20 protein-coding genes and 1 pseudogene are annotated in these 23,338 nt (G+C 70.0%); 10 read left to right on the top strand and 11 right to left on the bottom strand.

The features are described 5' to 3' along the window. The first annotated feature begins 3 nt into the window (after positions 1-3). From OG787_RS50815 to OG787_RS50840, 6 genes are all read left to right on the top strand, one after another. On the top strand, positions 4-1,293 hold the full coding sequence (locus tag OG787_RS50815) for a hypothetical protein (RefSeq protein WP_405540254.1): 1,290 nt from the start codon (positions 4-6) through the stop codon (positions 1,291-1,293). A gap of 2 nt (positions 1,294-1,295) precedes the next feature. Further along, the gene (locus tag OG787_RS50820) at positions 1,296-3,416 is read left to right on the top strand and encodes a hypothetical protein (protein WP_405540255.1); all 2,121 of its coding nucleotides are present in this window, start codon (positions 1,296-1,298) and stop codon (positions 3,414-3,416) included. Next, positions 3,413-4,570, top strand: a complete 1,158-nt coding sequence (locus tag OG787_RS50825; RefSeq protein WP_405540256.1) for a hypothetical protein — start codon at positions 3,413-3,415, stop codon at positions 4,568-4,570. The genes OG787_RS50820 and OG787_RS50825 overlap by 4 nt, the downstream gene beginning before the upstream one ends. A 2-nt stretch (positions 4,571-4,572) precedes the next feature. Further along, positions 4,573-5,103: a hypothetical protein gene (locus OG787_RS50830; RefSeq protein ID WP_405540257.1), complete on the top strand. Its 531-nt coding sequence runs from the start codon at positions 4,573-4,575 to the stop codon at positions 5,101-5,103. Next, positions 5,100-6,914 carry a hypothetical protein gene (locus OG787_RS50835; protein ID WP_405540259.1) on the top strand — a complete coding sequence of 605 codons (1,815 nt, stop codon included), beginning with the start codon at positions 5,100-5,102 and terminating at the stop codon, positions 6,912-6,914. Before OG787_RS50830 ends, OG787_RS50835 begins: the two co-directional genes overlap by 4 nt. 100 nt (positions 6,915-7,014) lie before the next feature. Next, complete coding sequence (locus OG787_RS50840; protein WP_405540260.1) at positions 7,015-9,324, top strand: ATP-binding protein; 2,310 nt, start codon at positions 7,015-7,017, stop codon at positions 9,322-9,324. Between the two features lie 392 nt (positions 9,325-9,716). Here OG787_RS50840 and OG787_RS50845 read toward each other — a convergent pair whose 3' ends face one another. The 3 genes from OG787_RS50845 to OG787_RS50855 form a co-directional block, all read right to left on the bottom strand. Beyond that, a complete protein-coding gene (locus OG787_RS50845) occupies positions 9,717-10,208 on the bottom strand; it encodes a hypothetical protein (RefSeq protein ID WP_405540262.1) in 492 nt (163 codons plus the stop codon). Between the two features lie 149 nt (positions 10,209-10,357). Then, positions 10,358-14,044 (bottom strand): HPC2 multi-domain protein, encoded by a 3,687-nt coding sequence (locus tag OG787_RS50850; protein WP_405540264.1) that lies wholly within the window; start codon positions 14,042-14,044, stop codon positions 10,358-10,360. A gap of 461 nt (positions 14,045-14,505) precedes the next feature. Further along, the gene (locus tag OG787_RS50855) at positions 14,506-15,357 is read right to left on the bottom strand and encodes an SDR family oxidoreductase (protein ID WP_405540265.1); all 852 of its coding nucleotides are present in this window, start codon (positions 15,355-15,357) and stop codon (positions 14,506-14,508) included. Between the two features lie 102 nt (positions 15,358-15,459). Here OG787_RS50855 and OG787_RS50860 point away from each other — a divergent pair, with 102 nt between their 5' ends. Beyond that, positions 15,460-16,035 (top strand): TetR/AcrR family transcriptional regulator, encoded by a 576-nt coding sequence (locus OG787_RS50860; protein WP_405540267.1) that lies wholly within the window; start codon positions 15,460-15,462, stop codon positions 16,033-16,035. Between the two features lie 302 nt (positions 16,036-16,337). Then, on the top strand, positions 16,338-16,553 hold the full coding sequence (locus OG787_RS50865; protein ID WP_405540268.1) for a hypothetical protein: 216 nt from the start codon (positions 16,338-16,340) through the stop codon (positions 16,551-16,553). Here OG787_RS50865 and OG787_RS50870 read toward each other — a convergent pair. From OG787_RS50870 to OG787_RS50900, 7 genes are all read right to left on the bottom strand, one after another. Further along, positions 16,547-17,140, bottom strand: a complete 594-nt coding sequence (locus OG787_RS50870; RefSeq protein WP_405540269.1) for a hypothetical protein — start codon at positions 17,138-17,140, stop codon at positions 16,547-16,549. The two genes, OG787_RS50865 and OG787_RS50870, sit on opposite strands and share 7 nt — an antisense overlap. 192 nt (positions 17,141-17,332) lie before the next feature. Further along, complete coding sequence (locus OG787_RS50875) at positions 17,333-18,241, bottom strand: GlxA family transcriptional regulator (RefSeq protein WP_369035250.1); 909 nt, start codon at positions 18,239-18,241, stop codon at positions 17,333-17,335. Between the two features lie 10 nt (positions 18,242-18,251). Then, on the bottom strand, positions 18,252-18,854 hold the full coding sequence (locus OG787_RS50880; RefSeq protein ID WP_405540271.1) for a cysteine hydrolase family protein: 603 nt from the start codon (positions 18,852-18,854) through the stop codon (positions 18,252-18,254). Further along, positions 18,851-19,129, bottom strand: coding sequence for a hypothetical protein (locus OG787_RS50885; RefSeq protein WP_405540273.1), 279 nt, complete (start codon positions 19,127-19,129; stop codon positions 18,851-18,853). Before OG787_RS50885 ends, OG787_RS50880 begins: the two co-directional genes overlap by 4 nt. A gap of 98 nt (positions 19,130-19,227) precedes the next feature. Then, on the bottom strand, positions 19,228-20,079 hold the full coding sequence (locus tag OG787_RS50890) for an SDR family oxidoreductase (RefSeq protein WP_405540274.1): 852 nt from the start codon (positions 20,077-20,079) through the stop codon (positions 19,228-19,230). 165 nt (positions 20,080-20,244) lie between these two features. Next, a complete protein-coding gene (locus OG787_RS50895) occupies positions 20,245-21,009 on the bottom strand; it encodes an SDR family NAD(P)-dependent oxidoreductase (protein ID WP_405540275.1) in 765 nt (254 codons plus the stop codon). Positions 21,010-21,058: 49 nt separating this feature from the next. Continuing rightward, positions 21,059-21,184, bottom strand: a complete 126-nt coding sequence (locus tag OG787_RS50900) for a hypothetical protein (protein WP_369035255.1) — start codon at positions 21,182-21,184, stop codon at positions 21,059-21,061. Positions 21,185-21,364: 180 nt separating this feature from the next. Here OG787_RS50900 and OG787_RS50905 point away from each other — a divergent pair, with 180 nt between their 5' ends. Further along, complete coding sequence (locus tag OG787_RS50905; protein ID WP_405540276.1) at positions 21,365-22,297, top strand: helix-turn-helix domain-containing protein; 933 nt, start codon at positions 21,365-21,367, stop codon at positions 22,295-22,297. 92 nt (positions 22,298-22,389) lie between these two features. Here OG787_RS50905 and OG787_RS50910 read toward each other — a convergent pair whose 3' ends face one another. After that, complete coding sequence (locus OG787_RS50910; RefSeq protein ID WP_369035257.1) at positions 22,390-22,512, bottom strand: hypothetical protein; 123 nt, start codon at positions 22,510-22,512, stop codon at positions 22,390-22,392. Between the two features lie 312 nt (positions 22,513-22,824). Here OG787_RS50910 and OG787_RS50915 point away from each other — a divergent pair. Next, positions 22,825-23,058, top strand: a pseudogene (locus OG787_RS50915) (cytochrome P450); the annotation flags it as partial. Positions 23,059-23,338: the final 280 nt, after the last annotated feature.

Consider the following 23,338-nt stretch of genomic DNA (forward strand, 5'->3'; position numbering starts at 1 on the left):
GTGATGACGGAGACAGGGGCGCACCGCCCGGCGGAGTTCGACGCGCCGCCGCTGCGCAGGCTGCGGTACTTCCACGGCCAGATGCTGGGGGCCAGGGACTTCCAGCGTGAACAGGAGTACTACCGCGAGAAGTTGAAGCTGCGCATGCGCGCCCTGCTCGGGTACGGCGTGGTGTGCGGTCTGTTCGTGGAGCCGGTGGGGCACCACCACGACGAGGGCCGTCAGGCGGAGCCGGCCGAACAGACCGAACAGGCCGAGGAGTTGGGGCACCCCGAGCAGGACGGCACCGAGACGGAGCACACCCGGCACCGGGCCAAGGTGCGGATCACGCCCGGTCTCGCCGTGGACTGCGACGGCAACGAGGTCGTGGTGCGGGGCGGTTGCGTGATCGACCTGTGGAAGGCACTGCCCCCGGACGAACGGGACACGGACACGGTCTGGGTCGGCGTCCAGTACGCCGAGCGGCCCGTGGAAGCCACCCGGGCCGTCTACAACGACGCCTGCGCGGACACCTCCGACTGCGAGTACGGCTGGACGGAGGAGTGCTTCACGGTACGCGTCACCGGGTGCGAGCCCCCGGCGGACGAACGCTGCGACACCTGTTGTTCCCCGTGCGAGCACAAGGTGCTCTGGCTGGCCAGGATCGACTGCGCCGACTTGCACGAACCGGTGCGCGAACACCAGATCCACATGAACGTCCGCCGCCCCTTCGGCCGGCACGTGCCCACGGTCATCACCGGTGTGAACTGGATCCACGGGCACACCTACACCATCGACGAGGCCAAGGCCCTGCTCGGCACCCAGAACGAGGACGGCGGGCTGGTGGTGCGGTTCTCCGACGACGTCAGGACCGACTCGCTGCGGCCCGGCGTGGTCGACCTCCAGGTGATCGAGGGCGGCAGGGGCAACAGCGCCGGCATCTCGTACATGCGCGGCGAGTTCACCGAACCCGACGTCGAGTCGTGCGAGTTCACCCAGGAGTTCCGGTACCGGCAGACGACGCGGGAGACGCTCCAGGACGGCGACCGTCTGACGATCACCGTTCGGACCGCGTTCATCCTGGACCGCTGCTGCCGCCCGGTGGACGGAACCCATGTCGGCGGACGCGTACCGCTGATCGACGCGGACTCCCACACCGCCGATACGGCCGACACCACCGACACCACTGATTCCGAAGGGGTTGCCAGGCACGGCGGTTGTGACGTCCCGCCGTCCGGCATCGGCCCCTGGACGTCCGGCACCGGTGTGGGTGGGGACGTCTTCGAGAGCTGGTTCTTCGTGAAGGAGCGCTGATCATGCGAACCGACTGCGGATGCGGCTGCGGGGGTGACGCCACCCGTACCTCCGCCTTCGTACGACCTCGCTTCTTCGCGGGACAACTGCTGACCGAGGACGATCTCAGCCTGCTCGTCGACTACATGGCGGCGAAGGACAGACTGCACAACCGCTCCCTGTCCGGTCCGGGAGTGGTCTGCGGACTCGGCGTCAGCTGCGATCCCTGCGGCGGCGGAACCGTGGTGGTGCACCCCGGCCACGCCTTCGACCCGGCGGGCAACGACATCGTGGTGTCCTGCGCCGAACAGGTCGACGTACAGGCCCTGGTGCAGGAGCAGCGCGTCAGCGCCTGCGGTGTGGACTGCGGGGAGCCCTGCGACGACGACGGCGTACGCCGTTACGGCCTCTTCGTGCGGTACGAGGAACTCCCGGTCGACCCGGTGGCGCCGTACGCCACGGAGGAGCCCTGCCCCTCACCGGGCTGCGTCCCCTCCCGGGTCCAGGAGGGCTTCCGGTTCCTCGTCAAAGGCGGTGACGTCGAGGACCACCGCCACAACCCCGGCACCCAACTGCTCGCAGGACTCGGCGACTTGGGCCGCGCCGACCGGGCCCGCAGCCGTGACCGGCGGCTCGGGTACTACGTCGACGCATTGTTCGCCGCGTCCGTCGGCACGGGCCGCGCCTTCCGTTTCGGCGCCGCCGACGCCAAACGGTACGCCGCCGGGCTCGCCTGGCTGAGCGAGAACGGGGGCGGCGAGGGAGCACTGCCACCGGCCACGGCCCGCTTGATGACGGAGCACGTCCGCGCGCTGGCCAGTGCCGTCGCCCGGTTCGACACCTACGACCCGGCCGGACAGAAGCAGCTCACGGACCAGTACCCGGACCTCACGTCGGTCCACGTCGCCCGCCGTACGCTCAGCGGGGCGTGCGACCGGCTGCGCGGCATCGACGAGGAAGCCACCTGGCCGGATCCGCTGCGCCGCTCCATCGCCCGCGCGGTGGTCACCGAGACCGCGGCACGGGTCGCGATGGACAGGGAGGACGAAGAAGCACCGCTGGAAGTACGCCTGATCGCCCAGGGCACACCGCTCAGCCACGCCCTGCGCGTCGAGTTCCACGCCGACGTGAGCCTGATCCGCGAGTGGCTCCTCGGCCGCCTGGAGCAGAGCCCCGGCCTCACCGACTGCGCGCTGCGCAAGAAGGTCGCCGCCATCGACGTACCACCGCTCCTGCCGCCCCCGCCGACGGACAGCGTGGAGCGCGCGACCATCGCCGAGCTCCAGCAGATCGCGGAGGCGGCCGCGAAACTGGGCGTGGCGGTACGCCGGTTCGTGACCGACGCGGCGTGCGCGACGCTGAACCCGCCGTGCGGTGACTCCACCGACACCGACGTCCTGCTCGCGCACGTCGAGCTCAAGGACTGCGACGTCGTACGGATCTGCTCCGCCACCCGGGAACAGGTGCTGCCGGGCGGATCGGCGTACGGGGAGTGGCTGCCCAAGCTCTACCGGCTGCGGGAACTGGCCGAACGGCTGTGCTGCAAGCGCCCGCCGCGCCACCGGAAGCCGGAACTCCCGTCGGAGGGGCCCGTGCCGCGGCCGTACGGCGAAGGGCTGCTCGGCGACTGGCCGCGCACCGGCGACCTGGAGGAGATGCTCTCCCTGCTGCTCACCCGGGCGCCGGGGGAGACCCCGCCGAAGGCTCTGCACGAGCAGGTCTACACGACCCCCAGCGAAGTGACCGACAGCATGCAGGAACTGGCCATGCTCCGGACGCAAGTGGCAGACCTGAACGCGGCGTTGGAGGGTCTGCGCGCGCAACTGGGCAGCGCACAGCATCAGATGAGCCAGGTGGCGGAGCAGCTGCCGGAGCGGCTCGGGTCCCGGCTGGAGGAGCTCGAAGGGGCGCCGGGTGGTGACGGCGACGCACCGCGTGGCGCAGAGGCACCAGGGGCTGATGAAGCATCAGGGGCCGATGCAGCATCAGAGGGCGGCGAAGCATCAGGGAGCGGCGAAGGACAGCCCGCCGAGCCCGCCCCGCCCGCCGAGCCGGCGAAGGCTCCTCCGGCGAAGGCCCCCGCCAAACCCCCGGCGAAGCGAACCCGGTCGTCCCGTACCCGGAAGCCCGGTGAGACGCCATGACGGGACCGATGCGGCCCGCGTTCCACGAGGGCCAGGTGCTGGCCGCCGCGGACCTGTCGGCCACGGTCGACTACGCGCGCGGCCAAACCTCCCGGCACGCACGCCACTTGCACGAGTGGGGTGTCGCCGAAGGCCTCGCCCTCGCCACCGAGCCGCGCACCGACCCGGTGACCAACGCGCGGTACGTCGAAGTGCGGGTGGTGCCGGGGTACGCCGTCGACGGCACCGGCCGCGAGGTGCTCCTCACCGATCCGGTCGTGCTGCGGGAGAGCGACTTCGAAGAGGTCAACGGCGCGGATCCGAGTGAGACAGAGCCCTATCCGGTCTTCCTCGCCGCGGCCGACCGGGAACCGGCCACGTCCGCGCGCCCGGACTCGTGCGGCGGTACCGGCGGACGGACGCGGGTGGAGGACTCGTACGAGATCTCCTTCGGGCGGCTCGGCGACGAGCGGACGGTCGCCGAGCAGCAACCACCGGCGATCGGCGCCCAGTTGGCCGCCCCGCCGGCTCTGTGGCGCATCCTGCTGGGCTATGTCCGCTGGGCGGACGGGCACTTCAGTGGCGTCGAGACCGTGGCGCGCGGGGTTCCGGTGCGGTTCTCCGGAGTGCGCGCGGACATCGTCTCGGCCCAGTCGGGCGCCCTGACCCTGCGCACGGGCCAGGCGGCCGAGGAGGGCAAGCCCGCGGTCGTACTGTCCGGCGGCGACTCGCCGAGTCTGGTCTTCGGCCTGTACCAGGGCGGCGGCACGGTCGACCCGCTGCTGACCATGGCGGCCAACGGCAACCTGAAGATCGCCGGCAGCTTCGAGGGCACGATGCCGGCGGGCAGCACCCTGGTGACATCGGGGACGGCCACCGACGGCATGCTGCTGCCGCTTCCGGCGGGCATCACGGCCCAGCAGGTCGCCGACGGCCGGGTCCTCGTACACGTCCACCTGACTCCACGCACCCCGCCCGTCCTGGGGGAGTCGGTGCTGTACATACCCGTGGAGGCCACGGTGGACGACGACCTGCGGGTACGGAGCAGGGCACGCCTGTACGACCCGCTGAACGGCCCGCGTGACGTCGTCGAGCGCCCCGGGGCGGTCGACTTCCTCGTCGTGGCGACGGTCTCGGCGGCCTCGGCGGTCTCGGCGACGAACGGCGGTGGCTGACCATGGCGCTCTCCGTGGTGTACGCGGTCGACACCGGCCACGTCCTGGGCGCGCTGGCCCTCACCGGCGCGAGCGCTCCGACCGACGCGGCCGCACTCGTCGGCACCGAACTGCCGTTGCGGGTCTCCCTCGGCGCGGCCGGCACGGCGACCCTCCCGGTCGACGCGCGGGACCTCGCCGTGGCAACCGTGGACGACGAACCGGGCGCGCTGGCCGAGCCGTTGGCCTTCGCGGTCGAGTTCGGGTCCGACAAGAAGCCGAGGCCGAAGTTGCTGCACCTGCCGTCGTGGACCGGCGGTCTCCAGCCGACGACGGACGACCTCACCGTCACCGTGCCCCTCCCCGCGACCGCCCCCACCCGAGTGATCGCACTGATCGCCGACAACCAGGTCACCCACCTTCTCGCCGGGGAGATCCCCGCCGGGCGGAACTACGTGAAGCTGCCGGTGACCCTCGCCGGGGACACCGCGTACGGCGTGCTCGTGCTGGTGGCGGGCTGGGCGGGCCTTCTGGAGCGGGTGGACGTGGCATGAGCGTGCCCACCGTCCGGACCACCGGGGAGATCGAGGTGCACCACTGCACGATGACGGTGGTCCGGCGCGGTGGGTGGAGCTGGGGGCCCGATCCACGCGGTCTGGTCCGCGAGGTCGTCGACGCTCTCCCCGAGGTGCTGGAGGAGCACTTCGCGGAACACCTCGTGGGCGAAGGCCCGGACGTGGAGATCACCGAGCCGGTGACCGTCACCGTCCGTCCGGGCAGGCCCGGTCGGTCCGGACGGGGCGAGATGCCTTTCGAGGTCCATGTAGCGCCGGTGTCGGTGACGGAACTCCCCACCGACGCCTCCTCCGCACAACCGGTGTCGTTCGAGGAGGAGTTGTCGCCGGAACGGACGCCGTGGTCGGCACCACCGACCGCCGCGCTCTTCACCGAACTCGCCGAACGCAACGAACTGGACGCACTCCTCGCCCTGCTCCCGGACCACTCGCTCCGCGTCTACCTGCTCGCCCTGCTCGGAGCCGACGACGCGTCGGCCGGACAGCTGCTCGCCGAACTCGCCCGTCGCGCCCTCCTGTCCGGGACGACGGAGGAACTGCCCGAGCAGCTGCGGGACGCGCAGCCCGGACCGGCCCTGACCCGCTTCCTCACGGACTACGCCGCATCGGCGGACCGGGAGGAGGTCGGGCGGCTCGCGGGGTCCCTGCCCGACGCGGTGGGGCACGCGGACCGGCCGGGCCGGACCTCTGAGCCCCCGTCCCCTGCGGCCGAGGGCACATCCGCGTCCCGGTCCCGTACCACCGCTCGCGAGGTCCGGGTGTGCTCGGTGCTGCCTTTCCTGCTCGCCGGGCCGCTGGCGCGGATCGGGTACCTCGACGCGATCGGACCCGCTCTGGCGGGCATCGAACTCGCCGAGGAGGCACCGCTGTTCGCGGCCGCTCTGGCGTACAAGGTGCTGGGTGCGACCGCACGAGGCTGGCGCCGCACCGAGCAGGACAGGGAAGCCGCGGCCGCCTTCGCCGGCCTAGACCCGCCCGTGTCCGAGGAGCGGCTCACCGACTTCGCCCGGCAGGCACGCCCCGCGCTCCCGCTCCTCGACGGCGTCCTGGCGCTCTCGGTGTGCCGGGGCCACGACCCCGCCGACCCCCTCCTGATCACCGGCGTCGACGACGGGCTGCTCCTCGTCGACGCCCAGGGCATGTTCCCGATCGCCTGGGCCGGGGAGACCGCGCGACTACTGCCGCACTGGCAGGCGTGCGGACGGCCCCCCGTACTGATCTGCGACGGCCCGCTCCCACCCGGAGCCCTACGCGAACTGGCGGCGGCGGGCGTGCCGTTCATGACCGCCGTACGGCCGCTGCGCGGCGATCCGGTGACGCGCCTACCCTGGCGCACCCCGCTGTGGACGGCTGGGGACGGACCGGGGGAGGGAGTGAGGGAGGGGGTGAGGGAGGGAGTGAGGGAGGGGCGACCGGATCCACGGCTCGCTGCGGAGCTGCCCGGCCATACGGCACGGCTTGCGGACCTGGTCAACGCCCTGGCCGTGGAACGGAGAGCGGTACCGCTCGCGGAGGACGGCGACCTGGAACACACCGTCACCCTGGCCGCGACCCTGGGCCTCTCCACGATCGCCTGGACGCTCTGGCAAGGGCGCGAGACACTGCATCCGCTGCTGTCCCTGAGCCGCTTCGCGGACCTGGAGGCCACCGTCCGGTTCGAGTCCGACGCCGTCCGTGTACGTGTCCCGCTGGGGCGGCGCCATGCCGACCTGCTGCGCGGCGGACTGCTCGCCGACGTTCCCGACGTGGTGTGGCTGGACGGCCGGACCTTGACGTTCTCGGGCGGGTGACGTGCGTGGGTGGACCAAAGGCGGGTGACGTGCGTGGGGAAGTCCCGCGTAGGGCGGGAGACGGACATGGGTGAAACAACAAGTGGGTTGGGTGACGGGAGTGGGTGAGCCGGCGGTCGAGCACCTGCGGATCCGGCTGGCCGACCTGCACCGGGCGCTGCGTGCCGCCGTCGAGCGGCAGGCGCGGATCGCCGCGAGGCTCACCCGGCCGGACCTCACGCCGTACTGTGTGACGGACGAACAGGTCGGCGTGCTCCTCGACGAGGTGCACGACCTGACCGGGGCCATGGCGGGACCGTACGCACCGGCGCGGCCCGAGCCGGAGGCCGAACGCCTGCTCAGGCGACGCGCGTCCGCCGAGGGCGCCACCCTGCCGCTGGACGCGCTCGCCACCAGGTTCGGCCTGACCCGCGCCGACCAGGACGCGCTGCTCCTGGTCGCCGCGCCCGAACTGGACCGCGGATACGAACGCATCTACGCCTACATCGTGGACAACCTGAACCGGCGGCTGCCGAGCGTGGAACTGCTTGTCACGGTGGGGGCGATGGGGGCAGAGACCGCGGGGGGTACGGGAGACGTGGAGGGCCCCGGAACCATGGAGGGTTCTGGGGCCGCGGAAGGCCTTGGGGGTGCAGAGGGTTCTGGGGGTGTGGAAGGCCCCGGGGATGCGGCGGGCCTCGGGGGTGCGCAAGGACTTGGGCGTGCGGCGGCCCCTGGAGATGTGGAAGGCGCTGGGGGTGCCGCGAGCCCTGGAGGCGCGGCGGCCCGGCTCGCCCGGCGCCGCGCCCTCGGACCGACCGGACCACTGCGCCGGTACGGCCTGCTGCGCGCCCACGGCGAGGCCCCGGTCGAGCTCTCCCAGGAACTGGTCCTCGGGCCCGGTGTACTGGAGTTCCTGCTCGGCTGGGGCGGCGACGTCGGTCTGCTCGGCCACGATCCCGGCGAGGTCGTGGAGCCGGAACCCCGTGTGCTCTCCTCGTACCTGTCCTCGGACGACCTCACCCGCCTCGGCCGGGCGCTGGGTTCCGGCGACATCGACCTCGCCGGACTGTGGGGATGCCCGCCGGACGGCCAGCTCGACGCCGTACAGGCACTGGCCCGAGCAGCGGGAGCACCGCTGCGGCGGCTGACCGCGGACCCCGGGGCGGACCTCCGGACGGCCGCCACCCTGAACGCGGTGCTGTGGATCCCCACCGACGACCTGCACGGCGAACCGCACGGAGGGCAGGCCGAGGTGGTGTCGGCGGCGCTGCTCCGTTCCCGCACGCCGGTGTGCCTGACCGGCCTCAAACCCTGGCGCCCGGCAGGTCTGCTCGCCGCCCGCGCGTACGCCGAACTCACCGTGCCCACACCGGGGTTGGGGGACCGCCGAGCCATGTGGTCGGCCGCACTACCGGACCTGGACGGCCCCCTGCTGGAAGACCTGGCCGCCCGCTACCGGATGAGCGGCGGGGAACTGCGCGCCGTGGCGTCGGTCGCGGGCGCCGGGGCACGCCTGGCCGGCAACGGCCGCCCGGAACCGGTCTCCGACCACGTCGAACCCGCCATCGCCACCGTCACGCGCGGGCGCAGCGGCAGCGGCGTCCAGTCGATCGTGCCCCGGCGGACCGTCGAGGACCTGGTCCTGCCGGACGCCCAGCTGAACCAGATCCTGGAGATCGCCACGGCGTTCCGCGCCTGGCCCCGGATCGCCGAGACCTGGGGCTTCGCCCACCGCACGGCACACGGCGGAGTGAAGGCGCTCTTCACGGGCGAGCCGGGGACGGGCAAAACGATGTCCGCGGAGATCGTCACCGGCATGCTGGGCCTGGAACTGCTGAAGGTGGACCTGGCCCAGGTCGTGTCGAAGTGGGTGGGGGAGACGGAGAAGAACATGGAGGCGGCGTTCCGGCAGGCGGAGGAGAGCCACGCGGTGCTGCTCTTCGACGAGGCCGACTCCCTGTTCGGCAAGCGCGGAGAGGTGAAGCACGGCACGGACCGCTACGCCAACCTGGAGGTCGGCTACCTCCTGCAACGCCTGGAGGCGAGCGAGGGCCTGGTGATCCTGACGAGCAATCTCAAGGACAACATCGACCCGGCGTTCACCCGCCGCTTCCACTTCGTCGTCCACTTCCCCCGCCCGGCGGCGGCGGAACGCAGCAGGCTGTGGCGCCTGGCGTTCCCTCAACAGGCCCCGCTGGCCCCCGACATGGACCTGGAGATCCTGGCCCGGCTGGACATGACGGGCGCGGGCATCACGGCGGCGGCCCGCACCGCAGCACTGGCGGCAGCGGACGCCGACAGCGCTACGATCGGCATGCGCCATGTCGTACGAGGCGTGGCCCGCCAGTTCCAACGAGAGGCCCGCCTCCTCCGCCCGGCCGAACTCGGCCCGCACGCCCATCTGCTCGACGACGGATCCCAGGGGTGACACGGATGCTGCCTACTGAACCGCCGCTCTCACTGCACCGGCTGGTGGCGCCCACACCACCGGCAACGGTTCGTGAGAACACCACCGTCGGGATCGCCCCGCAGCCCCGGGCACCCATGGTCGTGGTCCCGACGGCAATGAGCAACGCCGTGGTGGCCCACAGCGCTCAGGCGAAGCAACTGGCTCACGGGGCACCGATGACTGGGGCCGCACACGACCAGACGGGCAATGCGGCGGTAGCCAAGGCGGCCATGCACGCGATCCCGGTCGCACTACCGCCGGTCGGCCACGGGCCATGTGCGTGTCACGGGGGCCGGAGAGTCACACCGGTAGGTGAGCCCTGAGCTCACTGAGCTCGACCATCGCCAAGCTCGGTGTGGGTGTGGCCACCTTCAGTAGCCTGGTTCCTTCCAGTTCGTACAGAGGCCATGTTCGCGGCATCGTGCGAGCACTCCGTCGATAAGCGCTACGTCGTCGGGAAGGTCGAGTACCCCGAGGTCAAGCGCGACCATGCCCTCGAAGATGCCGGTGTCCACCGAAAGGACGCCTTCGGCGGACACAAGCGATGCTGGGTCGATCATGGGTCCGTACGGCCTGCCCCCGATGACCAGCACTCGGTCGCGGTTCCGCTCCCAGGTCGCGCTCTCATCTTCGAAGGTGGTGTCGTAGGCGCGGCTGCCATGCGGGCCAGGGGCGTGCGTACCGGCGTCGTCGGGATCGGCGTCGCTGTCGATTTCGATCTCAACGGCCCAGGTGATCGCCAGCCTGTCCTCCCAGCAGTCGGCGTCGGGAAAGTCGGAAAGGAACGTCGTCCGGTACCGCGCGCTCGACCAGGTGATGTTATTCGCTTCGGCCTGTCCGAGCTCGGCGAGAAACTGGGTCATACACTCTGGAGTCCCCTCGTTGAGCTGGGTCAGGCCCGTGGTTTTCGCCTGGAAGCGGCAGCGTAGGCGGCCGTGGTGCGAGTCCCAGCGAGGAAGCCACAGTTTGAAGTTGAGTGGCCCTGTGTCGGGGGTGCTGTCCACACGATCGGTCACGGCAGATCTCCCGGTCCCCGGAAATCGGGTCCCACGTCCAGCTCGTAGTCGGGACCGCTCTTGCTGCTATTGCAGCTGGTGCACATCGTCACGTGATTGGCGATGTCGTTGTACCACGTCTCTCGTGGTGGGTGTGGAGTGTTGTGGCCTTCTCTGTTCCACTGAGTGGAGACTTCCACGACATGGTCGATGGCGGGCAGACCCGTGCGGGTCAACTTGTCGGCAAGGTGCGGGGGGCGGGAGCGAGTGCCGGGACATATGTACCAGTTCGAACCCGTATGTGCGCTGTTCGGATCCCATTTGGCTCTTTCGTTAATCAGGCGCTTTATGTGCTCCTTGAGTTGTCTGTTCTTCTCCGTCTTGGCGGTGTTGTTCCAGTCTGGGTAGAAGGTTGCGCGAATAGCCTCGCCGTTGCGGTACTTGTCCAGCAGTTGGCCCTTGGCGGTGAACTTGCTCTTGGTGAAGTCGGTGAGGTTCTTCATCCCGAATGTGTGGCCGAGGATGTTCAGAGCTCGGGTGATTTCGACCAGCTGTGCCTCAATCTTGTCCTTCTTGACTTGCGTCAGCCGGCTGGCCTCCATCTTCTCCATTGCCTTCACCTGGGTGTCCATTCCGTTGAGAAACTTCAGTAGATCGGATCGCTTCTGCCCATTTCTCTCCATTTCTAGCGCCGCGGTGATGAGGGAACCGATCCATTCCCGCCGCTGCGAGGCCATCTCGACATGGACCTTGCGCTGCTTGACCTTTACGTACACCGTGTGGCCTTCGCCGGCCATGTCCGTGCTTTGCTTGAGCGACAGGTCGCCGACGACCGGGTCCTTGTCGTCTTTGCCCTTGCCGTCCTTCCGCTTCGGCCTGCGCGGGTCGGGACGGTGCCGCTTGTCCGGCCGCCTCCGCCTGTCCGGGCGCTTGCGGTCCGGCCGGCGCTTCTTGGGCTCCTTCTTGTCGAACTTAGACTTGATCTTCGCCCAAAGCTTCTTCACCAGCCCCACGATCTTCTCGATCACCCAGTCCACCGCCCGGCCCACCGGCTTGGACATGGCCTGGACGATCTGTTTGACCTTGGCGGCGATACCGCCGATGCCCAGGAGGGAGGCGAGGAAGCCGAGGAGGACAGGGATGGCGCGGGCCAGGGCGTTTTCGATCAGGGCCGGTACGCCGCCGCTGCCGCCCCGGGCGATCGCGATGACCGCGTCGAGGACGGCGTTGACGAAGTCGAAGATCTGACGTGCCTGGGTGACCACGAACTTGACGATGTCGATGATCAGTTTCACCGCGCGTACGAACGCGGACGCGGGGTTGAGCAGCGAGAGCACCCACGTGATCCCGGCCTCGACGATCGTGGGCGTCACATACGCGATGACCTTGTCGAGCAGGTCCTTCTTCATGTCGCCGACGCGGCTCTTGAGGTCGTCCCACATGCCGGCGACGCCCCGCTTGCTGACCGCGGCGAACAGTGGCACCCCCGCCTCCACCGCCTTGATGGCCGGTTCCATCTTCGGGACCTTGCGGATGATCCGGGCACGGATGCTCTGCGGGGTCAGCCCGAGCAGAGAGGCCAGCATCTGCACGATGCCCTGGGTGTCGAACTTCGCGGGCATTTCGATGCCGGCCTCGGACGTCTTGCCCAACAGCCAGGACATGATGCCCTGTTGCAGATGCCTGCCGATGTTCCGCAGGAACTGCTTGAGGCCCGCGCCGACGGCGGTCACCAGGTTGCGCAGGAAACCGATCGGGTCCTTCAGGATCAGCATCACTGCCTGTGCGGCCTTGGCCAGAACCGACAGGAGCAGGTTCTTGAGCTCCATGATCGTGTTGATCACGGCCTTCACCGCGTCCACGGCCTTGGCCACGAGCCCCTTGTTCTTCTCCTTCTCCGCGGCGATCTCGTCGTCGACCGACTTGAGGGCATCGGTGTACTTCGTCGCCAGCGTGTCGACCAGCTCGGTGCCCTTGTCGTCCACGGCCTGGGTGAGTTCGTCGAACTTGTCGGTGAACTCGGCTGCCGCTTCCCGGCCGATGGACCGCAGGTCGGCCGGGAGCTTCTGTACCGCGTCCCGCATCTCGGTCCGGCCCTGCGCGATGCGCTTCTTGGCCCGATTCAGCTGCGCGCCGATGGTGTCGGCAACGTCGGAGATGACCTGCCGCATCCGGCGTACGTAGTTGTCGCGGGCCTTTTCGAAGATCTTGTCGGCTTCTGCGGGCAGCCCTGCGAACAGGTCCCACCCCCAGCGCAGGCTGCCCCCCGGACCCGAATACCGCCGGTCCTTGTACTCCTCCATCCCCCGTTTGTGCTCGGCGGTGAACGCGTCCCGCGCCTGCTTCTCACCCCTGCCGAACTGTTCGTCGACCAGCTTGTCGAGACCGTCCAGAGTGCCCTGGACGTCCTTCTGCATCCTGTCGAAGACACCCTGGAGGAGCGTCGTGACCTGGGCCCTCTTCTCCTCGTCCCGGCTCTTGGCGCCGCCCTTGCCCGTGTCGACCCGTTGCCCGGTCAGCACCCGCTGGGCGCCCATCGCGCCCATAGCGGCAGTGCCGAGCCGCTTCGCCTGGGCGGTGGCCGCGTTGAGTTCCTTCTTCTCGTGCCCGCGCATCCGGCCAGGGGCCACCTCGGAGTGGTGCTCGGCGGCCTTCTTCTCGCCCACGGCCTTCTTGAACGTGGGCTCGTTGGACTTCTGCATCTGCGCTTCGGTGACCTGCGCGTCCGCCATCCTCTGATTGACCTCGGCGGGCCCGGCGGACAGATCGGTCGCCGACGGCGGAAGCTTGTCCGGCACGGCGTTCGCGGGCGCCGGGGCGCCCGGGGTTCCGGGCGGCCGGTCCGCGGTCATCGGTACGACCTTCTTGGGCACAGCCGCGGACGTGTCGGGCGGGGCGGCGGTCGTCGTGGCGATCTGCCGCGCCGAGTCCGACTTGCCCTCGCCGACCTTGCCGTCCACCTCCGCGCGTATCTCGTCGGCCTTGCCGGAGTCGGCGAACTTGTCCGCCTCGTCGAGGTTCTTGGGCGCCTTGTCGGCGATCGCCTTCTCGACCGCCTTGATGAACGCGTCCTTGTCGAACTCCTTGGGCTGGGCCTCGTTCATCTGCTCGGCGTTGGCCGTCTTGCCCTGTGCCTTGGCGTCGTCCTTCGGCGGAAGGGCGGCGTCCTGCGCCGCGCCCGCTTCGGCCCGCGGCGGCGGGTGCGAGGCGGCCAGTGCTCGCTTCTTCTGCCCCACGTCCTTCTTCAGCTTTGCGAACTTCGGGTCCGCGTTCGGGCCGGGCCGCGCCGTGACGTCCGACGCGGCACCGGAAGCAGCGGCCGCAGGTGCCGCCTCCACCGCGTCCGGTGCCGTCGGTTCGGCGACGACGGGAGCGCCAACGGCCGGAGTGTCGACGGCCGGTCCGGCGGCGGGAGTATCGACGACCGCAGTGCCACCGGCCGGACGGGCCACGCCGGTCCCACCGCGACCGGCTGCCGCTACGGCGCTGTTGCCGAGCATGTCCTGTGCGGCAGGCGGGAGCCGTCCCGGGAAGGGAGGGGCCGACGCCGGGCCGCGTCCGCTCACCAGGCCTGCCGTCACCGCCGCGTTGGACGACGGCGACGGAGTACGGGCGGGACCGGATTCCTCCGACCGGCCCTTCGCGGTTGTGAGCACCGTCGTCGACACCTTCGGCCGCAGCCCGAGAGCCTTCGGCGCTGGCATCGGACGGAACCCCTCCCACAGCCGGCAGTGGCGACAGGAACACGGTGTCCGGGGGACACTCCGACGCAGTGTGCCGACTGGGGCGTGACGAGACCGTCACCTCTGTATCCCCGAAGCGTCTCCAGCAGGCGTGCGCGTTACGGGCGGGGGTGGAGCGTCGGACGCGGCATCCGGGACGCACATGGCATCCGGACCGTCCTGTTGGTGTGTGCACCGGGATCGCCTGGAACCATCTGCCGCAGGACTCGGCTCCGGGTCGGGAACGACCCGCTGGCGCCGCCTGGTCGAGTGGACCGAGGCAGGTGTACGGCCCCGGCCGTACGGGGTTCCTCCTCGCCGAACTCGGCAGCGCGAACGCCCTCGATTCCTCCCGTGCAGCCGTCGACGGCTCCCACGTCCAGGAGTTGAAGGGAGGCGTAAGGGCGGCGAGATCTTGTGACGCGTCGTGCCGGTGGGGCGGATCAGTGGGTGAAGGCGACAGATTCAGCGAGGTCCTTCTGGGTTTCGAGCGCGGTGAGACGTTCGGTGAGTGTCGCGTGGATCGCGCTGTAGGTGTCGGAGCCGAGCGGTAGGCGCAGGGGCGGGCTCGGGTGGCGGGTGGTGTCGTAGATGGCGGCGGCGAGCTTGGCCGGGTCGCCGGTGAAGACGTTCTCGTCCGCGGTTTCCAGGTAGCGCCGGGTCTGGACGACGGCGTTGTCGCGGTAGACGGTCGTCTCGGTCGTGTATTGCAGGGCCGAAGCGAAGCCGGTGCGGGTGGCGCCGGGTTCGACCAGAGTGAGATGGATGTCGAAGTCGGAGACCTCGCGGCTGACGCTCTCGGTGAAGCCCTCCAGCCCCCACTTGCCCGCGTGATAGGAGCTGTGGGTGGGGATGCCGACCTGGCCGCCCACGCTGGAGATCTGGATGATTCGGCCACCGCCCTGCTCACGCATCGGTTGCAGGAAGGCCCGGGTGATCACCATCGGCGCGAGCAGGAGAACCTCGATCTGGTCGCGAATCTGCTCGACGGTCATTTCCTCGGCGGCGCCCACGACCGCGTATCCGGCATTGTTGACCACGATGTCCACCGGCCCGGACCGGAGAGTCCTGCCGACCACCTCGTCCACGTCGGCCGGCCGTGTGAGGTCGAGGATCTCGACAGTCAGCCGGTCGCCGTACGTCTCACGCAGGTCTTCCAGGGCTGCGGGGCGGCGGACCGTCGCCGTGACGCGGTCGCCGCTCCGGAGGGCGTGCTCGGTGAGATGGCGGCCCAGTCCACCGGAGGCTCCGGTGACGAACCAGTGCCGTGAGGCCTTGTCGGAGGGGGCGGGCATGGGAGGCTCCTGAAGTAGAGTGATACCGGAACTTGTTCCGCTTAAGAGTTAAGCGGAACGGATTCCGGAAAGCAACTGGAGACCGGCACCGAAGGAACCCGCATGCCCGCCACGCCCCGCCGCACCAGAAGTGACGCGTTGCAGAACCGGGAGCGCCTGCTGGAGGTCGCCGCGCAGGCCTTCGCCGAGCAGGGGCTGGACACCGCGCCCGCCGCCATCGCCAAGCAGGCGGGCGTCGGTGTCGGCACGCTCTACCGGCACTTCCCGACTCGGGAAGTCCTCATCGACGCCGCCTACCGGCGCCAACTCACCCAGGTGTGCGAGAAGGTGGACGACCTCGTCGCCCAGCACCCGGCCGTCGAGGCCACCCGGATGTGGATGGATCACTTCGTCCACTACGCCACGGCGAAGAGCGGGATGTCCGAAGCCCTCAACGCGGTCATCGCCTCCGGCGTCGATCCGTACTCGGACAGCCGCGCACTCCTTACCGACGCCGTCGCCACCCTCCTCGCGGCCGGCGCCCGAGACGGAAGCCTGCGAACGGACGTCGCCCCCGACAATGTCCTGCTCCTCATGGGTGGCATCGCCTATTCCGTGCAGCACGGCACCAAAGAGCAAGCCCGCCCGCTCGTCGACCTCTTCATGGACGCGCTGACCAAGGACTCGACCGCGAGCTGAGCCCAGGCTCCCGGACCGGCACGCCAACGCGAGTGCACTCACGAGGTGGCTGTGACGTCGTGAACTTCCTTGCCCTCAGGCCGAAGACCGTGTCCGGCCCGGAGAGCGATGCTCGTCAGTGTTGCCCGGCGTCGAGGGCGGCGAGGCCGCCACGGACGGCAGCGGCCGTCTTGTCGAGTTGGTCTCGTTCCTGGACGCGCCAGTCAGCATCAATGCGAAAGGGGTCACCTGTGAAGCGGGGAAATACATGGAGGGGAACGTGGAAAACCTCCTGGAAGGCTGCTTCCCAGACGGTCCGGGCGGTGCTCGCGTACAGCGAGTGCGTACGCACGGCGTTCGGCCTGCACCGATTCGACATGCTGACGGCCCTTCACCTCCCGCTGCCGGAAGGCCCGGAGGCAGAACGCGCCCTCAACCGCGAACTCTCCTTCGCCTGGCGCCAGGGCACCCTCACGACCTCCCACTACGGTCACCCGACCGCCTCACAGGACGCCGCTGCGCCGGAGGCCGGTCACTGATCGCCGAACCCGTCGGTACGGGTCCAGCGCAGGGTCCTGTCGCTCCTGAAGACGACCTCGTGCCCGTCGTCGGAGACGGAGGCGTCTTCCCAGCCGTCGAAATCCTTCGTGACGTCGATGTCCCACTTGGTGAGGCTGTTCGTGCCGACGGCCGCGATGGACACGGCCGGGGGCTCGCCGTCGTAGCAGTAGGGGCCGAAGTCCGCGATGGCCGCGACGGTTCCGCCGTTGGCCCGCAGCTCGATGCCCTGGCATGCGTCCGTCTCGGTGCGGTGGATGACCGTCGCTTCGGTCCAGGCCTTCGCTCGGGGACTGTAGTGCTGTTCGACGAGTCCCTGGCCCCGCCGGTAATGCATGGCCACCCGGCGTCCGTCGTCGAGTGTCACCTCGGCGTTGTACGGACTGGGACTGCCGCTCCAGGGGAGGTCGCTCTTCTCCAGCTCGGAGGTATAGGCGGAGGGATCCTGGGAGGTGCTCCGGGAGGTGCCGTCCGCCGAAGAGTCCGGGTGACCGCACGCCACCACGGCCGTCATCACCCACGCCGACACCGAACCCCAGGTCAGCACCCTGATGCCAGGCTTACGCATGCATGGCTCCCCTCACCTCGCCGCAGCATAAGCGGGTTGGCCGTCGGCCGGACGGTGCATCCTCACCGCCGTCGCCGCTCTCCGGCCGTCCCGTTGGCCCTCTGGAACCTGGTACCGGCCGTCGGGCGACGGATCAGTTCGTACGGTCGTACGGTCGTGCGGTGCCGGCCTGGACGGCTGCGCACGTGGGTGTCACGCCGCCCGTGTGCGCAGTCGGCGCAGCATCCGGGCGTCCTCGAAGCCGACCGAGCGGGCGGCGGCGTCGACCGTCGAGCCGTGGCTGATGAGGTGCTCGGCGCGTTCCAGACGCAGGGTCTGCTGGTAGCGCAGCGGGGTGAGGCCGGTGGCGCGGGTGAAGAGACGGGTGAGGGTGCGTGCGCTGACGCCGACGGCCGAGGCGAGGCCGGGCAGCGGCAGCGGCTGGTCGAAGCGGGTGTCGATGAGATCCTGGGCTCGGTGCACGGTGTCGTCGAGGTGGGACCGGTGCCGGAACATCGCGCTGGACTGCGGCTCGTGGCCGTTGCGGCGGGCGTAGACGACCATGTCCCGGGCGACCTGGGCTGCGACGGCGGGCCCGTGCCGCCCGGCGACGAGATGCAGGGCCAGGTCGATGCCGCTGGCGATACCGGCCGAGGTGATCACCCGGTCGTCGGTGGTGAACAGGACGTCGCGGACGACGACCGCCCCGGGGTGGCGCAGAGCCAGCTCGTCCTGCACGTCGTGGTGGGTGGTGCAGCGGCGGCCCTTGAGCAGGCCGGCCCGCCCGAGCGCCTCCGCCCCGGCGCAGACGCTCGCCACCGATCCGCCCCTGGCATGGTGGTCCCGCAGGACTTTCAGGGAGGCGTCGGTGACGGCGGGCGAGTCGGCCAGGGTGACGGCCCGCCAGCCCGGGACCACGATCAGGTCCTCGGGCCCCAGTTCGGGCCAGTCGAGCCGGGCCACCAGGGGCAGGCCCTGAGCGGTGAGAACCTCTGGCCGCTCGGCGACATAGGTGAGGGTGTAGGGGTGCCCGAAGTCGGCCGCGGTGGAGAAGACCTGCGCGGGGCCGGCCAGGTCCAGCAGATGGACTCCGGGTACCAGGAAGAAGACGACGTGGCTCACGATTCGGTCATCATGGCTGAAGGTCTGCCGCCGCCTCCACCTCGTCGACCGTCGCGATGGTGGCGAAGCGGCCCGCGAGGGCGTACTCGGTGCGCCGGATGATCTCGTCGGTGGGCAGCGTACGGGGGTCGGCGAGCAGTTCGGCGACGCTCTGGTCGGCGGGGGCGTCGCGGTGCGGGATCGGGTTGGTGGCGGTCGCGTCGACGACGAAGGTGACCTGGTAGCCGAGGTCGCTCGCGACGCGGGCGGTGGTCTCCACGCACTGCTCGGTGCGGATGCCGCAGACGGCGAGTTCGCGGACCCCGTGCTCGGTGAGGAGTTGTTGCAGGTTGGTGGTGGTGAAGGAGTTGTGCGAGGTCTTCTGGACCAACGGCTCGCCGCTCTCGGGCCGCTCCAGCTCCTCCAACAGCCGGACGTGCCCGAGGGCCGGGTCGAAGGCACCGCCGCTCCCGGGCTCGGAGTGCAGTACCCACACCACCAGGTCCCCGGCCCGCCGGGCATGCCGGACCAGTCGGTTCACCTTGTCGGCGATCTTGGGGTCGGAGATGGTCTCCCACAGCGGACCGGCGCGGAAGGACTCCTGGACATCGATGACGATCAGTGCTCGGGTCATGCCCCAAGCTTCGGCCGTACGGACGGGTCGGCGACAGGCTGCATCGGGTCCCGAAGCGGACCGATCCGGTCATCACGAGGGCCGTCCGCCGACAGGTGATCGAGAGCGATGAGGAACTCGACCGGGACTCTTCGGGGATGGATGACGGTGCGGGCAGCCACGCTGGAGGACGGTACCGGGGTGCTGATGCAGCCCACGGAACGGGTCGGACACTCGGGTCCGAGAGCGGTGATCTCGATGCCGGTGATCCGGCCGCGGCCGATGCCGTCGGCCACGACGACCGCGTGGACGACGCCCTCAACGTCGTGCTCGGCGGCCGTACCCCCCCGGTGGAACCCGCATCGGCCGTCACCATCCGGGCGAACAGCGGTGCTCAGGCGCTGATGTCGTCGTGGTCGAGGTCGGCGCCGAGTTCGCGGGAGGCTTCGGCTTGTGCGAGGAGTTCCTGGGCTTTGGCCTTCACGCCTTCGATGGCGTCGGCCCCTGCGACGAAGCGCAGCAGCGGCTTGTCCTGGTCGGTGATGGTGAGCAGGGCGCGGGCGAGCTTGGCGGGGTCGCCGGTCTGCTGTCCGTTCATGCTCTTCCAGGCCGCGATGGTGGCGGTGGTGCGTTCGGTGTAGTCGTCGATGGTGGGCCGGGGCCAGATGGTGGAGCCGTCGACGAGGAGTTCGGTGCGGAAGAAGCCGGGTTCCACGACGGTGGTGTGGATGCCGTACGGCTCGACGTCGTACCGCAGCGACTCCATCCACCCCTCGACCCCGAACTTGGAAGCGGAGTACGCGACGCAGAACTCCTGGCCGATGATGCCGGCGGAGGAGGACAGTGTGATGACGTGGCCGGCGCGCTGCTTCCGCATGATCGGCAGGACGGCGCGGGTGACGTTCATCGGGCCGAACAGGTTCGTCTCGATCTGCTGGCGCATCTGCGCGGGCGTGATCTCCTCGAAGTAGCCGGCGTAGAAGTTTCCGGCGTTGTTGATCAGGGTGTCGATGCGGCCGAAGCGGTCGACGGCGGCCTGCGCGGCGGCCTCGGCGTCCTCGATGCCGGTGACGTCCAACCGGGTGACCAGCAGGTTTTCCTGCGGCCCGCCGAGAGCCTTCTCGACCGCTTCGGGACGGCGGCCGGTGGCGACGACCTGATGGCCGGCGGCGAGGGCTTCGCGGACGATGTCGGTGCCCAGACCGCGTCCGGCACCGGTGACGAGAATGACCTTGCTGCTGCTCATGGGGGGTCCTTTCAGATGCCGTGACCCGGCACGTGTGTGTGGTTCGGTGACGATGTTCGGAGGTCGGGGGCGGGAGGTCACAAAGTGCTCCGGCCCGCCGTGCGCCCGTCCCCTTCCGCGACGTGCCGTGGCGGTGTCCTGCGGTCGGCCGGGCGACAGGTGCGGTCAGGCCTGGTCGGTGGGCATGATCCACAGTTCGCCGACGGAGGCGTGGCGGGGCCGGGTGACCATGTAGGTGACGCCGTCCGCGATGTCGATGGGGGAGAGCACCTCGGTCGTGTCGTAGAAGGGGTTGATCATCGCGCCCTGGATCTCGGGCCTGTTGTGTGAGCCCAGCTCGGTGTCCACACCGCCCGGCTCCAGGACACCGACGCGGACGTGCCGCTGGGTGACCTCCTGGCGCAGGGCCTCGGTGAAGCCGTTCACGCCGAACTTGGTGAGGTTGTAGACGCCGTAGCCGTTCCAGGCGACGCGGCCCGCGATGGAGCTGATGTTGACGATGTCGGCGACCCGGCGGGGCCCGTCCTCGGCAGCCTTGAGCAGGTGGGGGAGGGCGGCGCGGGTGGTGTAGAGCAGGCCCTGGAGGTTGACGGCGATCATGCGCTCCCATTCCTCGACATCCGCGCCGACGACGGGGCCCAGGAGCATCAGGCCGGCGTTGTTGACCAGGATGTCGAGGCGCCCGAAGTGCTCGACGGTCTGCTGTACGGCGGCCTCGGCCTGGGCGCGGTCGGTGACGTCCGCTTCCACGACCAGGGCCGTGCCGCCGGTCTTCCCGATCTCGGCGGCGAGTTCGTCGAGGCGGTCCTTGCGGCGGGCCACGAGGGCGACGGAGGCGCCGTGCTTGGCGAGGCGGCGGGCGGTGGCGGCGCCGATACCGCTGCTCGCGCCGGTGACGAGAGCGACGCTGCCGGTCAGATTCGTTGCCATGGGGTGGTTCTCTTTCTGGACGTACGTCATGGGGGCGGACAGAGGGGCGTCACATCAGCTGTTGCGGCGAGGTGGAACCCGCCGCGACGGCGATGGTCGTGTTGGCAGTGGCCGTGCCGGTGGTGTCCGCAGCACTCACTCCGGAGGCCGTGAGGCTGCGAGCTGCGGCAGTCATGACCACGACGGCAGCCTTGCTGGGTCGACGCAGGGTTGTTCCTTCCGGCCAAGAGGTGGGCACCGCCATCGGCGGTGCATCTCCCAGAGAACCGGTTGCCGCGAGCGGGTGGGAGTCCCTGATGAGGGGGTCACTGACAGGGACCCCCAGCCCTGCGGCAGCGCTCGTAGAGTGGAACGCATGACAGGCAGAAACGACCCTTATGACTCCAAGGGTCCATTCCATGGTGATTTCCGGGCGGAGATCCGGGAATTCCTGGGCACGCGTCGGGCCAGGATCACCCCCGAGCAGGCCGGACTGCCCGCCTACGGCGGAGACCGCCGACGGGTCACCGGTCTGCGCCGCGAAGAGGTGGCCCTTCTCGCGGGCATCTCCAGCGAGTACTACACCCGGCTGGAACGAGGCAACGTCACCGGCGCCTCCGAGAGCGTCATCGACGGAATCGCGCAGGCACTGCGGCTCGACGAGGCCGAGCGAACCCACCTGCTCGACCTCCTGCGCGGCGCCGGCACGCCCCGTCCGACCCGCCGTCGACCTGCCCAGCAACGCGTCCGGCCCGCGGTGCGGCGCGTCCTCGACTCGATGACCGGCACGCCCGCGTTCGTGCTGAGCGGACGTCTGGAGATCCTGGCCGCCAACGACCTCGGACGCGCGCTGTTCGCGCCGCTCTACGCGGACCCGGCGCGGCCGCCCAGCAACGCTCGGTTCGTCTTCCTCGACCCGCGCGCACCCGAGTTCTTCCGCGACTGGGCTGAGGTCGCGAACGACGTGGTCGCCATGCTGCGCGCCGAGGCCGGCCGCGACGCCCACGACCGGCGGCTGACGGACCTGATCGGCGAACTGTCCACCCGCAGCGAGGAGTTCAGGCGCCGCTGGGCCGCACACAACGTACGCATCCACACCACGGGCCTGAAGCGCTTCCACCACCCGGTCGTCGGCGACCTCGACCTGCCGTTCGAGACCTTCCCGCTCGGGGCGGACCCCGGCCAGTTCCTCCTCACGTACACCGCCGAACCCGCGTCACGGTCGCAGGACGCCCTGAACCTCCTGGCCAGTTGGGCGGCGACCACCGACGCCACCGAGCCGGCCACGTCGCCCGAGCCGTCCGACTGACCGGCGGGCCACAAGCGTGGTGTGTCGACCCGTGGGCATCGCCCATGGTCTTCCCGTACGACGACGGACTCGCCCGATGCCGGGCGGTCGGCTCACGACGAGAGTTCCATCTGCGGGGTCGTGGCCACCGAGGCGCCGGACACCACGATCACGTACGACACCGGCAGCGCCGACGTGGCCACGGGGACCTCGAACGGGCAGAACATCACCCACACGACGTCGTCGTCCTCGGACGGGCGATCTCCGTGATCTGGCCGATCGCTGGATCCGCCTGACCCGGTCCGGTGGGCCCAGCGCGGCGCGAAGCTGTGGCTGGACGATGTCGCGACCGACCTGCCTGCTGCCCTCGACACCGCAGACGGTATCCGCGTCCGGGCGGTGAGGCCCGTGCTCGAACCCGGCCACACGGTCCTGCACCCGCGTCGGCCGGACCGCATCGGGCGGCCCCACGCGGTACTGATCGGCGGCCTGCGGCAGCCGTCCTGCCTCATGGACGTAGCGACGGCGAAGTCCGTTGTCGACCGCGTGGCAACCCCTACGACTTCGACGTGGCCCGGCAGCACGACGACCACGTCACCTTCGGCAAGGGCAGCCCCCACCTGTGTCTGGGCAACCTCCTCGCCCGCACCGAGATCCGCATCATGTTCGAGGAACTGATCCCGCGCATCGCCGGCATCCGCCTGGCGGGCGAAGTGCCGCGCGTCCGCTCCAACTTCGTCAACGGCATCAAGAAGCTGCCCGTCGAGGTCACGCTCGCCTGACGGCACGCTCGAACCGACGGCCGGGCCGACGACGGTCCTCGCTTCCCCTCCCCGAGCTGCGAAGGATTCGCCCGATCTTGAGCGGTCTGTCGCGTGCCGGAGCTGTCGCGGGTCTTGTCAGCGGTGCCGACGGCGTGCGAGTGTCCGGCCATGGTTACGTAACCATGGCCGGTTTGCGTGGGTCCGGGTGGCCGCCAATGTCCGGATCCCGGCTCGTCAGTGCCTCGGCTCAGTCGACGAACCCGCACTCCGCCCGCAGCGATACCCGTCACTGGAGACG

This window comes from Streptomyces sp. NBC_00075 (assembly GCF_045041225.1).
In the GTDB taxonomy this organism is placed as follows: domain Bacteria; phylum Actinomycetota; class Actinomycetes; order Streptomycetales; family Streptomycetaceae; genus Streptomyces; species Streptomyces adonidis.

Bases quoted from the DNA above. Each gene is read 5' to 3' on its own strand.
- OG787_RS50845 (WP_405540262.1), bottom strand. From the start codon at position 10,208: ATGACCCAGTTTCTCGCCGAGCTCGGACAGGCCGAAGCGAATAACATC.
- OG787_RS50905 (WP_405540276.1), top strand. From the start codon at position 21,365: ATGACAGGCAGAAACGACCCTTATGACTCCAAGGGTCCATTCCATGGT.
- OG787_RS50830 (WP_405540257.1), top strand. From the start codon at position 4,573: ATGGCGCTCTCCGTGGTGTACGCGGTCGACACCGGCCACGTCCTGGGC.
- OG787_RS50860 (WP_405540267.1), top strand. From the start codon at position 15,460: ATGCCCGCCACGCCCCGCCGCACCAGAAGTGACGCGTTGCAGAACCGG.
- OG787_RS50890 (WP_405540274.1), bottom strand. From the start codon at position 20,079: ATGAGCAGCAGCAAGGTCATTCTCGTCACCGGTGCCGGACGCGGTCTG.
- OG787_RS50825 (WP_405540256.1), top strand. From the start codon at position 3,413: ATGACGGGACCGATGCGGCCCGCGTTCCACGAGGGCCAGGTGCTGGCC.
- OG787_RS50880 (WP_405540271.1), bottom strand. From the start codon at position 18,854: ATGACCCGAGCACTGATCGTCATCGATGTCCAGGAGTCCTTCCGCGCC.
- OG787_RS50900 (WP_369035255.1), bottom strand. From the start codon at position 21,184: ATGACTGCCGCAGCTCGCAGCCTCACGGCCTCCGGAGTGAGTGCTGCG.
- OG787_RS50870 (WP_405540269.1), bottom strand. From the start codon at position 17,140: ATGCGTAAGCCTGGCATCAGGGTGCTGACCTGGGGTTCGGTGTCGGCG.
- OG787_RS50895 (WP_405540275.1), bottom strand. From the start codon at position 21,009: ATGGCAACGAATCTGACCGGCAGCGTCGCTCTCGTCACCGGCGCGAGC.
- OG787_RS50815 (WP_405540254.1), top strand. From the start codon at position 4: ATGACGGAGACAGGGGCGCACCGCCCGGCGGAGTTCGACGCGCCGCCG.
- OG787_RS50855 (WP_405540265.1), bottom strand. From the start codon at position 15,357: ATGCCCGCCCCCTCCGACAAGGCCTCACGGCACTGGTTCGTCACCGGA.
- OG787_RS50820 (WP_405540255.1), top strand. From the start codon at position 1,296: ATGCGAACCGACTGCGGATGCGGCTGCGGGGGTGACGCCACCCGTACC.
- OG787_RS50835 (WP_405540259.1), top strand. From the start codon at position 5,100: ATGAGCGTGCCCACCGTCCGGACCACCGGGGAGATCGAGGTGCACCAC.
- OG787_RS50850 (WP_405540264.1), bottom strand. From the start codon at position 14,044: ATGCCAGCGCCGAAGGCTCTCGGGCTGCGGCCGAAGGTGTCGACGACG.